At 53.5% G+C, this 12,790-nt stretch carries 9 protein-coding genes; 5 read left to right on the forward strand and 4 right to left on the reverse strand.

The features are described 5' to 3' along the window. The first annotated feature begins 89 nt into the window (after positions 1–89). Positions 90–2,021, forward strand: coding sequence for a cellulase family glycosylhydrolase (locus P40081_RS05015; RefSeq protein WP_063779778.1), 1,932 nt, complete (start codon positions 90–92; stop codon positions 2,019–2,021). Positions 2,022–2,110: 89 nt separating this feature from the next. Here the strand turns inward: P40081_RS05015 and P40081_RS05020 are convergent, their stop codons facing one another. Continuing rightward, a complete protein-coding gene (locus tag P40081_RS05020) occupies positions 2,111–2,944 on the reverse strand; it encodes a helix-turn-helix transcriptional regulator (protein WP_042133778.1) in 834 nt (277 codons plus the stop codon). A 117-nt stretch (positions 2,945–3,061) separates the two neighbouring features. Between P40081_RS05020 and P40081_RS05025 the strand changes: the two genes are divergently transcribed. Both P40081_RS05025 and P40081_RS05030 read left to right on the forward strand, forming a co-directional pair. Continuing rightward, positions 3,062–3,904: an NAD-dependent epimerase/dehydratase family protein gene (locus P40081_RS05025; RefSeq protein ID WP_042133780.1), complete on the forward strand. Its 843-nt coding sequence runs from the start codon at positions 3,062–3,064 to the stop codon at positions 3,902–3,904. A 177-nt stretch (positions 3,905–4,081) separates the two neighbouring features. Next, positions 4,082–6,166: a class I SAM-dependent methyltransferase gene (locus tag P40081_RS05030; protein WP_042133782.1), complete on the forward strand. Its 2,085-nt coding sequence runs from the start codon at positions 4,082–4,084 to the stop codon at positions 6,164–6,166. Between the two features lie 86 nt (positions 6,167–6,252). Here the strand turns inward: P40081_RS05030 and rarD are convergent, their stop codons facing one another. The 3 genes from rarD to P40081_RS05045 form a co-directional block, all read right to left on the reverse strand. Continuing rightward, positions 6,253–7,131, reverse strand: coding sequence for an EamA family transporter RarD (gene rarD / locus P40081_RS05035; protein WP_042133784.1), 879 nt, complete (start codon positions 7,129–7,131; stop codon positions 6,253–6,255). Positions 7,132–7,324: 193 nt separating this feature from the next. After that, on the reverse strand, positions 7,325–7,675 hold the full coding sequence (locus P40081_RS05040; RefSeq protein ID WP_042133786.1) for a nuclear transport factor 2 family protein: 351 nt from the start codon (positions 7,673–7,675) through the stop codon (positions 7,325–7,327). A 115-nt stretch (positions 7,676–7,790) separates the two neighbouring features. Next, entirely contained in the window at positions 7,791–8,708 is a 918-nt protein-coding gene (locus tag P40081_RS05045) for an AraC family transcriptional regulator (RefSeq protein WP_042133788.1), read from the reverse strand. 127 nt (positions 8,709–8,835) lie between these two features. Between P40081_RS05045 and yicI the strand changes: the two genes are divergently transcribed. Together yicI and P40081_RS05055 are read left to right on the forward strand one after the other, a co-directional pair. Continuing rightward, positions 8,836–11,157: an alpha-xylosidase gene (yicI, locus tag P40081_RS05050; RefSeq protein WP_042133790.1), complete on the forward strand. Its 2,322-nt coding sequence runs from the start codon at positions 8,836–8,838 to the stop codon at positions 11,155–11,157. Positions 11,158–11,551: 394 nt separating this feature from the next. Beyond that, on the forward strand, positions 11,552–12,727 hold the full coding sequence (locus P40081_RS05055) for an SGNH/GDSL hydrolase family protein (protein WP_042133792.1): 1,176 nt from the start codon (positions 11,552–11,554) through the stop codon (positions 12,725–12,727). Positions 12,728–12,790: the final 63 nt, after the last annotated feature.

Raw genomic sequence — 12,790 nt, forward strand, 5'->3', positions numbered from 1 at the left:
TGAGCTGCCAAATCTGAGGGACGAGGACGAATTAAGCAGCAGTTGAATGAGCTCGTATATTTTAGAAGTGACTAGGAAGGGAGCCTGAGATGAAGCTGAAACGCTCATTCTTCATTACCTGTATACTGCTGCTGGCTGTCATGGTGACGGCAGTTCCTGCGCAGGCGGAATCCCAAGAGAAGAAGAGTGCCCTGCAGGCTTATGTAGAATCGCTCGGACCGGGCTGGAACCTGGGGAATACCTTCGAGGCCTCCGGGGACGAAACTTCATGGGGGAACCCGGCCGTGACCCAGGCCTTCATCAGGCAGTTGGCGGAGGAGGGCTATAAGAGCATCCGTATCCCGGTTACCTGGAAGCACAGGATGGGCGATGCTCCTGATTATGCAATCCGGCAGGACTTCATGGCCCGGATTCAGGAGGTTGTTGACTGGTCGCTGGCTGCGAACCTTCATGTGATTATTAATCTTCATCATGACAGTAACTGGGTGATGAACATGGCGGCGGAGCATGATGAGGTGCTGGCCAGATTCAATGCCGCCTGGACACAGATTGCCGGGTATTTCAAGAATTATCCGGACAGCCTGATGTTCGAGAGTCTGAATGAGCCGCGGTTCTCCGACGACTGGAGCAAAAACAGCCCGGAGTATTTCACCATGCTGGATGAACTGAATGTGTCCTTTCATACTATTGTCCGGCATTCCGGAGGGAACAACAAGCAGCGGCCGCTGGTACTTTCTACGCTCACTGCTGCCCCTACCCAAGCCAGACTGGATGCATTAGCCGAGACTATCAAGAAATTAAATGACGATAGACTAATAGCAACGTTCCATTACTATGGTTATTATGCGTTCAGTGTGAACCTTGGCGGGTCGACCACGTTCGATACCACGGCCAGGGAGGATCTGATTCAGGCGTTCGACCGGGCTTATGATGCCTTCACGGCCAAAGGCATTCCTGTAATCGTCGGGGAATTCGGCCTGCTCGGGTTCGATAAATCGCTGAGTACGGTCCAGCATGGCGAGATTCTGAAGTTTTTTGAATATGTTACCTACTATGCCTATGAGAAAAAAATGCCGCTGATGTTATGGGACAACGGGCAGCATTTCGACCGGCGCACGCTCAAGTGGGTAGACGAGGAGCTTCATCAGGTGATGAAGCAGGGCTGGAAAGGCCGTTCCTCCAATGCGGAGACGGATTCGGTCTATATTCTAAAGGATGCGGAAATGAAGGATACCGCCATTCCCCTGAATTTGAACGGCAACACGTTCACGGCGCTGCTTAATCAGGAACAGGCGTTAGTCAAGGGAACGGATTATGAGCTTGAGGGAGATAACCTTATCCTCAAATCCGCGCTGCTTCAGAAGCTTATTACGCAGAAGTACGGAATTAATGCAGTGTTGACTGCCAGATTCAGTGCGGGTGCTGACTGGAGAATGAATCTTATCTATTACGACACGCCGAGCTTGATCAGTGCGCAGGCTCCGGAGGGGATATACACGATTCCGGTCTGGTTCAACGGGGACAGCCTGGCAACGCTGGAGGCTGTCTATACGGCTGGCGGTACTGCCGGACCGAATGACTGGACTCCCTTCAAGGAGTATTACAAATCCTTCTATCCGGACTATACCACCGGAGAAATCAAATTCACGGATGAATTCTGGAAAGAAGTGAAGGATGGGGAAGTGCAGCTGAAGATGCATTTCCGCAGCGGTGCAGTTATCCCGTATACGATTACCAAGACCGGCAGTCAAATCGTTGGTGTCTCTGTAGAGGATGCAGAAAAGGCGGCAGCGCTGGCTGCGGAAGAAGCGGACGGGCAGGCTATAGAGGTGCTGGCGGAATCCGCTGAACCGGCATCAACAGATACTGCAGCAGCAAATTCAGTGGAGAATTCTGCTGAAGCTGTCCAGCCAGAGGAAGCCAGCCAAGGCAGCGATACCTTAATGTTCCTGCTCGCTGGATCGGCGCTGATCGTTGTAGCGGCAGCGGTCATGTACCGGCGGAGAGCGGGTAGAAGATAGGCTTAGCGGATAACGAAACAGCAGCAACCATGGACGGGAGAATCATGTCCTCGTTTGCTGCTGTTATTTTTGAACCCATAAACGCATGATTAATGTTCGCTGGTGTTCATTTGACTTTGCAGACGCGCAGCTGTTTCGGCAGTAGCTGTATAAATCATCAGCTTCAGATCCGGATGGCCCTGGGGCTGTAGGGTCATATGTTCGAACTCCAGCTCCCCGATGCCCGGCGCATTCCACTGTTTGTGGCAGTCCGTTACAACCTGAACATCATGCAGCGGCCATTTCTCGCGGAACAGCGGGCTGCTCTGCATAAATTCCCCGATAAGCTCTTTAAACCTTGCATCATTAGGGAAATGTGCGTAATCCGCACGAAAGCGTGCAACGATGACTTCTGCTTTACTCTCCCAGTCCTCTGGATTCATTCTTCGTTTCCCGCCCGTCAATAACAGTCTCATCCAATTGGGACGCTCCTGCTCACCCTCTGAGAATGAAGGAAAGCCGAAAACCAGCTCCGCTGCCTGATTCCATAACAGCAAATCCCAGCATCTCCCGATTACGAAGGCCGGATTAGGCTCCAGGGCCTTAATCATCCGTTCCAGGCCTGTGTTCAGTTGCTGATCTACTACTGCCTGCTGCTGCACCGGTCTGGCAAGAAGATGAAGATGGTGGCGTTCATCTTCGGTCAGCCGCAGCGCCTCTGCTATGTTATTCAGTACATCCTCTGAAGGGTTGATGCTTCTGCCTTGCTCCAGAGAGGTGTACCATGATGTTCCGATATGGGCAAGCTGGGCCACTTCTTCCCTGCGGAGCCCCGGAGTCCGCCGCCTTCCATAAGACACTAACCCGGCTTCTTCAAGAGTCAGACGTTCCCGGCGCGAACGCAGAAATTCTCCTAACGGCATTCTGGAAGAAACCTCTTCCATGTTGAACTCCTCCTTATCCTGACACTGACAGTCCTACGATAAACACAGGAAGGATGCCAGTTACACATTCTATTATACTGCCAGTATAGCATCTATAAACTTAGGAGGATTTGAACTATGAACATATTTGTAACTGGAGCCACTGGTAAAGTAGGAAGCCGTTTTGTTCCGCGTCTGCTGCAGCGCGGTCATCACGTTAAGCTGTTGATTAGGGATGCTGCCAAGGCAGAGGGGCTTAAGCAGCTGGGGGCTGAGATTGTAGAAGGCGAGCTTCTGCAGTCGGACCATTATGTGGAGGCTCTCCGGGGGATTGATGTTGTATTTCATCTGGCAGCTCAGTTCCGCGGTGTAGACGAGAATACCACCTGGATATCCAATTTCGATGGCAGCATCGCTCTGGCCAAGGCAGTGCTGGAGGCGGGGGTGCCAAGGTTTGTTTTTGCGAGCACCAATAATGTCTACGGCTCCGGAAGTAACGCGGGACCCAGTCAGGAGGATGACGAGCTGAAGCCTGCGTTTGCTTATCCGCAGTCCAAAGCCAAGGCTGAGGCAGCGCTGCTGCAGCTCCACCGCGAACAGGGATTAGGCCTGCGCATTGTAAGGCTGCCTTTTGTCTATGGTGAGCGTGACCCGCATATCACAGAATTTCTGCCGCTCGCAGGCAATTGGAATCCGGCGAAAAGAATGCATATGGCGCACCATGCCGATGTAGGTCAGGCCCTGCTGCTCGCAGCTTCCGCAGACGGGATAGATGGCCGGATCTACAACGTCGGCGACGACGCACCGATCTCCATTGCGGAGCTGCAGAAGCTGCATCATTTTGAAACCTCCCCGGAAGCGCAGCAGCAGGAATTCAATCCATGGGAGGGTGTCATTGATACCACCCGGATCAGAGACGAATTACATTACCGCCCGATTTTCCCGTCATTCTATACGGCTAGGGATGCAGGTGCACTTTAAATTGGATTTATCTTCTCCCGGCAATCTGGTATACAATATACAATAGTAGTGCATTTTCTTGACCGCAGGCTTCTCTTCAGAAGCTTGCGGTTTGTTATATGAACAGTGTATTTCTGATTCAACCGCAGCCAGCAGGGCTATTGTATAGAGATCGTTATTACATAGGGAGGCAGGCAAATGCTGAAATCATTGCAGGCTATTGAAACATACCGCGAAGAAGGAAGACTCCCCGGTGAAGGCTGTTTGTGGCTGGAATATATCGTTCAGGCCGAGCAGACGATTGTGAACCTCGAACGGGTAGAGTCGCTGGGGGAACTGGAGCAGCAGAGTCCGGTGCTGGATTACGTAGAGCGCAGCCTGCGCGTACTGGACAGTCTGCCGCTATCCTACTGGATCAGGGAATTGGCTGAAGAGACGCTGATCTGGTCGGAGACTGCCAAGGGCGGTACGATCCGGCAGCGCAGGAGCTGGCAGGAAGAAGGCATTAATATATTTGTGCATAATATTGGTTCGGCACAGCTGTACTTGCGTTATGCAGAGGATGACCGGGAGGACGCAGCCTCTGAGGATAAGCGGCTGATCGTGCACCGGCTGATCGAAACCCACGGGCTGATCGGGCAGCAGATCCGCGGCGAGGTTCCGCCTTCGGTCAATCTTCCGTTATCCGGACTGGTGGAGCAGGGGCTGCTGACCGCAGATGAGCTGGAGCGGCTGCTGTTCGCGCTGAATCACTGCATTATCTCTGCCGTAGCCCCGGAGCTGTGGCAGGAGGTTCGCCCTCAGGTGATGGAGCTGATTGCTGCAATCTCCTCAGGGAATCTGCATGCTGAAGTCCCGATGAAGGAGCGCCTGCGGAGAATGCGCTCCGGATCCATCGCTCAGGGCGAGGATTATGAGACGGAGTGGAGCAGTCTTGTGCAGGAGGGCTTCAATCCTGCTGTACTGGAGCCGCTGCAGCCTGTCACCTTCTGGTATGTGGAATCAGCACTGCAGACCTTCTCGCTGGAGCAGTTCCTCAAAGTAGTAAGCCTCTCCGCTAGCAGTGATTTGTCCGCTCTGAACCATATCAGCTTCGAAGCGGTGATGAATAGCATTTATTATGACTACAAGGGCAGCAAGAAGATCAACGTGTACAAGAAACGGATCATTGAGAAATACTTGTCTGAGCTGGACTGGACTGAGATCTACAGCGGGGAGCAGCCCTCCGGCAATCCGCATCTGTTGCACCGGCTGCTGCGGAAGGAGCATTTGCCCGACACGCTGTTCTTCAACTTCGAATTCTCCCCGGCGGCTGAGAAGCTGATTGAATTCTGCATAGAGGCCGAGAAGTCGGCGCTGTATGAACGGGCGGTGCTGCTGCTGTTCGATCTGTTCGATCTGCGCCGGGATGCGTTCGACCGCTTCCATAACGAGGATACGTATTTAAGCCAGATGAATGATACGGCAGATTATAAGGCGGTTATTCTGGATTACGTCACCGGCCGCAAGGTGCTGGACATCGGGCCGGGCGGCGGGGTGCTGCTGGATCTGATCGAGCAGCGGATGCCGGACGTGATTCCGGTGGGTATCGATATCTCCAGCAATGTCATTGAAGCGTTGCGGCAGCGCAAGCAGCGGGAAGACCACCGCTGGGAGGTGCTCCAGGGCGATGCGCTGAACCTGAAGGATTACGTGGAGGCGGGGACGGTCGACACAGTGATTTTCTCCTCCATCCTGCATGAGCTGTATTCCTATGTCCCGCTGGACGGGAAGAAGTTCAATCACGGGACGGTTGCTGCTGCGTTAACCAGCGCTTTCGGGGTGCTGGCGGACGGCGGAGTCATTATTATCCGCGACGGTATTATGAGTGAGCCGGAGGATCAGCAGCGGAGAGTGCGGTTCCTGGAGGATGACGGAATGGCGTGGCTGGAGCGGTATGCGAAGGATTTTGCCGGCCGGAGTATCCGGTATGAGCAGCTTGGCTTCCGGGAGGTCCTCATGCCGGTGAATGATGCGATGGAGTTTCTGTACACGTATACCTGGGGCGAGGAAGCCTATATACATGAGGTACAGGAGCAGTTCGGATACTTTACACCGGCGCAATATGCCGCGTTCATTGAGCAGACGCTTGGTGATCAGGCGAAGATCGAAGTCTTCCGCCATTACCTGCAGGAAGGGTATACGGAGGCGCTGCAGGATCGGGTCGTGGTGATGGATGAGAGCGGGCAGGCGGCCGCACTGCCGGACAGCACCTGCTTCATTGTAATCCGTAAGGCGGGCTGAAGCCGGGCGCTTGAGTGGAACATAAAAGGGGCATTACCACAGCCGTGTCCGGCGCTGGTAATGCCCTTTTTCGATAAACTGACCGATCAGTTGGTGGCCGGCAGCCTGGATTTCCTGAAGCCGGCCACACTGTAGACAATCAGGGCAACCCAGATGAAGGAGAAGCTGACCAGCCTTCCTTGCGAGAAGGGCTCACCAAGCAGGTATACTGCCAGCAGCATACTCGTCGTCGGCGAGATGTACTGGATGAAGCCGACCATGGAGAGCGGGAGCAGCTGCATAGACTTGGCGAACCAGAACAACGGCATCGCCGTAGCGGCTCCGGACAGCAGCAGGACGATCATCAGCAGGGGAGACAGCGAAGCGAACGTTCCTGTGCCCTGCGACTGAATGTAGATCAGATAGCCCAGCGCAACTGGCATGGCCATCAGTGTTTCCCCGGTCAGGCCGAGCAGAACATCGAGCCCTGCAAGCTTTTTGGCCAGACCATACAGGGAGAACGTTACCGCCAGCGCAATTGCCACCCATGGAGCCTGCCCGTACTGGACTGTCATAATCCCTACTCCGGTGCCTGCCAGAAGAATAGACGCCCATTGCCACGCTGACAGCTTCTCCTTGAGGAAGATGACCGCAAATAGAACGCTGATGAGAGGATTCATGTAGTAGCCGAGGCTGGTCTCCAGCACGTGATTATTGTTCACGGCCCAGATGAACAGGAACCAGTTCATGCTGATGAAGAAGGAGCAGAGGACAACTGCTACGGTGCTTTTGGTGCTTGAAAAGATAGTCCTCAGCCGCCCCCACTGCCGCGAGCACGTAACCAGTACGGCTACAAAAACGAAAGCCCACACAATCCGGTGCCCAAGTATTTCCCACGCGGGCATAGCCTGGAACAGCCGCCAGTAGAGCGGCAGAAACCCCCAGATGAGATAGGATAGAACGGCATAAATAATGCCTTTTTTCATAATGACACCCCTGCCCGAAGAATCAAATGAATGGAAATATTAGGTTCAATCCGTTCATTATATCAGGCATTCCGCATCATGTATTTAGCTGAGCTTCGCTCCGTAAGCACGATAGACGAAATGCTCTGTGTCGAACAACAAAAAGGAGCCGCGCGACTGCGGCCCCTTCACATTATTAATGAAATCTGTATCGCTACTTAAGCGTGATGTTAAGTAAGCTGATTTTACCGCCCTGCACCTTGAACTCGTGTCTGAACAGCTGCGGAGCGGGAACGCGGTTCTTGTTAAATTCCCCTTCCATCTCTGTTGTCACAGCGACGGACTCCCCGGCTTCTTCTATTTCCATGATCGTATAGCGGACCTTGGCAGAGAACAGCTCTGATTCTCCCCAGGCTTGTATAGCCTCCCTGCCCGCAATCTCTTTACCGTTATCCTTAACGCTGGCGCCGGGAGTGAACAATTCAATAAAGGCCTCAGGCTGATATTGGTTAATGGCATTGTAGAACTCCTGTACCTCACTCGGCATAGTGACATGTTGATTCATGGTGATCTGCCTCCTGTAAGTAGAGTAGCGGAAGCGGCATGGCTCCACCCTTACACGTAACTTAAACGTATCCGGGCATCGGTAAGCAGACAATGTAATCTGTACGGAGCTGATCTTACGGATAAAGCTGGCCCTGACCGGCTCCCGGAATAGCATCCTTGCGGAATTCGGAAGGCGAGCAGTTCATCGCTTTGCGGAAGACTTTAATGAAGTAGCTGACGTTGTCGAAGCCGACATCCATGGCGATATCGGAGATTTTGCGGTCACTCTGCTGCAGCAGGGCTGCGGCCTGGCGGATCCGGTAGGAGTTGATATAATCGACGGGCGTCTTGCGGGTCATGCTTTTGAAGAACCGGCAGAACTGCCCCTCGCTCATCGGAATCAGTTCGGACAGATCGCGCGTGCGGATCGGCTCATGATAGTTGTCCTGGATATAGAGGATGACCTTCTTCAGCCGGTCGATCTTCGTGGTATCCGCGCCTGCCGACTGGCTGTAGTTCACCGAACGTCCCGGCGGCGCAATCTGTGAGAGCATGATCAGCAAAGTTCCTTTCATAAAGGACTCGAATCCGGGCATTTTATTATCATATGCCTCCATCATCCGCTCCAGGTGCAGCAGAAGCTCCCCTTGCCAAGGCACGGAGGAGGTGATGTGACGCGGAAAGCTCTGGCGTTTCTCCTGAAGCGGCAGAATTACAGTCTGCTGGATGGTATCATATTGGGCGCTGGCCAGGAGATCGGGGTGAAAGACAAGGGCGCAGAACCGGCAGGGAGTGTCCAGAGCCGCATAGGCGGCATGAATATCACCGGATTCAATAAAGACGGCTTCGCCGGGGCGGAGCGTGAAATAATCCGTATCCACCTGAAAGAGAATCTCGCCTTCAAGCAGCAGGAAGAACTCCGCTTCCTCATGCCAGTGGGTATCCAGGACAGGGGCTCCGGCCGGGAGCTCTATCCAATAGGCGGCCAAGGGAAACATAACATCCCCGTGTTCACGGTCTTCTTTGAGCAATCGCTGCGATGTGCGGTCCATTAAAGCCCTCCTTGTGGGAAAAACATCAAAATAGTGTTATAAATAAGCTATATTATAGTAGTTTTGTGATTTTGTTATCGTTATAATGCAACTATAAACACCAAATTGAAGGGTGGCAAGTGCACACATGAAATTTACAGACGGCCTTTGGCTGGTTCGCGACGGAATCACAATCAATGGTGCAGTTCAGAACTATGCGGTGGAAAAAACTGCAGAAGGTCTGACAGCAATTACGCAGACAACTCCGATTACAGGACGTGCAGCAACACTTAACTCCACACTGCTTACCGTAAAATTCCATTCCCCGCTTCCGGGTGTGGTTGGGATTAAGATTATTCATAATGACGGCGTTATCGACCGCGGTCCTTCTTTTGAATTGACCCAGGGAACTGGCGACCACGTTCAAATCGAAGAAACTGAAGCACAGACCGTGCTGATCAGCGGCGGACTCCGCGTGGTCATCAACAAGGGAACTCACTGGTCGGTAGACTTCTACCGCGGCGACGAGCGCATTACAGGCAGCGGTTACAAATCGATGGCCTATATCACTGATCAGGACGGCAACACGTTCATGCGTGAGGAGCTGGATATCGGCATCGGCGAATTCGTGTATGGTTTGGGTGAACGCTTCACTGCTTTTGTGAAGAACGGCCAGGTAGTTGACCTGTGGAACAAAGACGGCGGTACAAGCTCCGAGCAGGCTTACAAGAACGTTCCATTCTATGTTACCAGCAAAGGCTACGGCGTATTCGTGAACCAGCCTGAACTGGTGTCGTATGAAATCGCTTCTGAGAAGGTGAAGAAAGCCCAATTCAGCGTAGCTGGAGAGAGCCTGGAATACTTCGTTATCGAAGGGCCGACTATCAAAGAAGTTATTACTAAATATACTTCCCTGACCGGCAAGCCTGCGCTTCCACCGGCATGGACCTTCGGTCTGTGGCTGACCACTTCGTTCACTACGGACTACGATGAAGCTACGGTTAACTCCTTCGTAGAAGGTATGGCTGAGCGCGATCTGCCGCTGCATGTCTTCCACTTCGACTGCTTCTGGATGCGCGAATACCAATGGACCGATTTCCAGTGGGATTCCCGTGTGTTCCCGGACCCTGTAGGCATGCTGAAACGCCTGCATGAGAAAGGGCTTAAGATCTGCGTCTGGATCAACTCCTACATCGGACAGCGTTCACCGCTGTTTGAAGAAGGCAAGAAGAACGGCTATCTGCTCAAAAAACCGAGCGGCGACGTTTACCAGACGGATCTGTGGCAAGCGGGCATGGGACTCGTGGACTTCACGAACCCTGCGGCTTGTGAATGGTATGCGGGTTACCTGCGTGATCTGGTTGACATGGGCGTAGACAGCTTCAAGACCGATTTCGGCGAGCGCATTCCAACGGATGTTGTATACTTCGACGGCTCCGATCCGCACAAAATGCACAACTACTACACACAATTGTATAACAAGGTTGTCTTTGAAGTACTGGAAGAGAAGCTTGGCAAAGGCGAAGCAGCCGTGTTCGCACGTTCGGCAACCGCCGGCGGACAGCAGTTCCCGGTTCACTGGGGCGGCGACTGCTACGCTGACTATGAATCCATGGCAGAAAGCCTGCGCGGCGGCCTGTCGCTCGGCCTGTCCGGCTTCGGCTTCTGGAGCCATGACATCGGCGGCTTCGAGAACACTGCTCCGGCGCATGTCTTCAAGCGCTGGCTGGCCTTCGGCCTGCTCTCCAGCCACAGCCGTCTGCACGGCAGCACCTCGTACCGTGTGCCTTGGGCTTACGATGATGAAGCCGTTGATGTTACCCGCTTCTTCACCAAGCTTAAGTGCAGCCTGATGCCTTACCTGTATGATGTAGCCGGACAGGCGCATGAACAGGGCTGGGCTTCGATGCGGGCGATGGTGATGGAATTCCCGGAAGATCCAACCTGCGAAGTGCTGGACCGCCAGTACATGCTGGGCGATTCCCTGCTCGTGGCTCCGATCTTCCAGGAGAACGGCGAAGTGAAATACTATCTGCCGGCTGGACGCTGGACGCATCTCCTGAACGGTGAGACCGTAGTGGGCGGATCATGGCGCAAAGAAAAGCATGACTTCTTCAGCCTGCCGCTGTTCGTACGCCAGAACTCCCTGCTTGCCGTGGGCAGCGAAGACAGCCGCCCGGATTATGATTTTGCCGAAGGCGTGAAGTTTGGCTTGTACTCCCTGGAGGATGGCAAGGCTACAACTGCAACCGTACGCGACATCAACGGCGCTCCTGAGCTGAAGGTGGAAGCTGCACGCAGCGGCAATACCATAACTGTAACTGCAGAAGGCAGCGGCAAAGCATTCACCCTGGCTGTGAAGGATCTCGGCGCTATCGCTTCTGTAGAAGGTGCTGAACAAGCAGATGAAACTACAGTGAAAGTAAACGCCGGAGCCAAATCCGTATCGTTCACTATTACACTGAAATAAGCTTATACCGCCTTATACTCAAGCTCTCTGATGACAGGGGACATTCGTCCCCGGTGTATCAGAGAGTTTTTTGAGGATTAAACAGCGGGTACGGTATTTGAGGCTATTGGAACTTCAAGCTGTTCTTGTCGCGCAAATCTTGCAAGGAATACAACATTTTCCACTTATTATCGATCCAAATCCGGAATTGTTGTATGCAATGCAGCATTTCTCCTTCTCTCGGCTGCTTTGCGGGGGAATTCATGTATTTCGTACAACAATTCTCTCAAACAGCCTGTTATTCATGCATGGAAGTTGTAGAACGTACAACATTATTGCCTTTTTCCATTTATTACAGGTAAGCTGTGAACTAATAATCTCATTTCTGTCAGCAACGATAGGAGAATTGAATGCTATGAACAATAAAGTTAATACCAGTGTGTACAGCCAGTCTGGATTCACTTCAGCAACGGCAGTATCCGCAGCCGCTAATCATATAATGAACTCGCCCGAGCCGTTCACCCATACCTACCGGACCTATGTCCGCCTGCGGGAGAATGGCAGCCTGACACTGAAGTTCTGGCACAGCAATGCTGTGGATTCGACATGGGACTTGGGCGCGGAGTCAGCGGCCAGTGAACCGGGCGGGGAGTGGAGCATTGAAGCGGCATATGTAGCCGATGGCGGAGCCGTGCCGGATGGTACAGTTGTGCCAGGTTCGCAGGTTCCGGTAACCTTCGGTGGCGAAGCCTCGCGGAACGTTGCTCCGGGCGAGCAGTTCTGGAGCGATGAAGCGCTGCTGGAGCTGCCGGAAGGGCATTACCTGGCCTTCACCTGGACGCTGAAGACGGCAGCTGCCGGCAAGTCGATCCCCTTCAATGTGGAGGGCATGCTGGTCTCCGGCTACGATGCGCCGGGCAATCTGGCCGCTCAGGAGACAGCCGAAGCGTTCAGTGAGTCGGACAAGCTGCAGGTACTGCCAAGCTTCCTGGGGTATAAGAAGAATGTAACGAAGAAGCTGGTCTTCCTGGGGGATTCAATTACGCAAGGCGTACGGACCGCGAAGGATGAGTATTCCTACTGGGCGGCAAGAATTGCCGAAGGATTAGGAACGGAGTACGGGCTGTGGAATATCGGCTCCGGCTGGGGCCGGGCCTATGATGTCGCCACCGATGGAGCCTGGCTGCACAAGGCGCAGCAGGGCGATGAAGTACTGATCGTGCTTGGAGTGAATGATCTGGATATCGGGCAACGCTCGGGGGCGGAGCTGCTGGCAGACCTCACGCATATTATCTCCGCGATCAAGAAAGCGCGGCCTGAGACTGCCGTGATTCTCAGCACCGTGCCGCCGTTCAATTTCGAGGGGGAACGGGAAGCATACTGGCGCAAGGTGAATGAGACGATCCTGACGAACCCTCCTGCCGGGGTGGACCGCGTGTTCGATATCGCGGCGGTACTGTCTGTACCTGCTCCGGCAGATCACAGAATCAGACCGGAGTATATGAGCGATGAGTTCGATCCGCATCCGAACGGCACCGCCGGCAAGGCAGTGGCGGATGCTTTTCTGGAGTGGTACGGGAAACAATTGTAACGAACTTCTTGAATGCACTAGGCATACTATGTAGTACTTTATCAGAAGGGTAGTGTGCCTGTA

It is taken from the genome of Paenibacillus sp. FSL P4-0081 (assembly GCF_000758565.1).
Classification (GTDB): Bacteria; Bacillota; Bacilli; order Paenibacillales; family Paenibacillaceae; genus Paenibacillus_AQ; species Paenibacillus_AQ phytohabitans.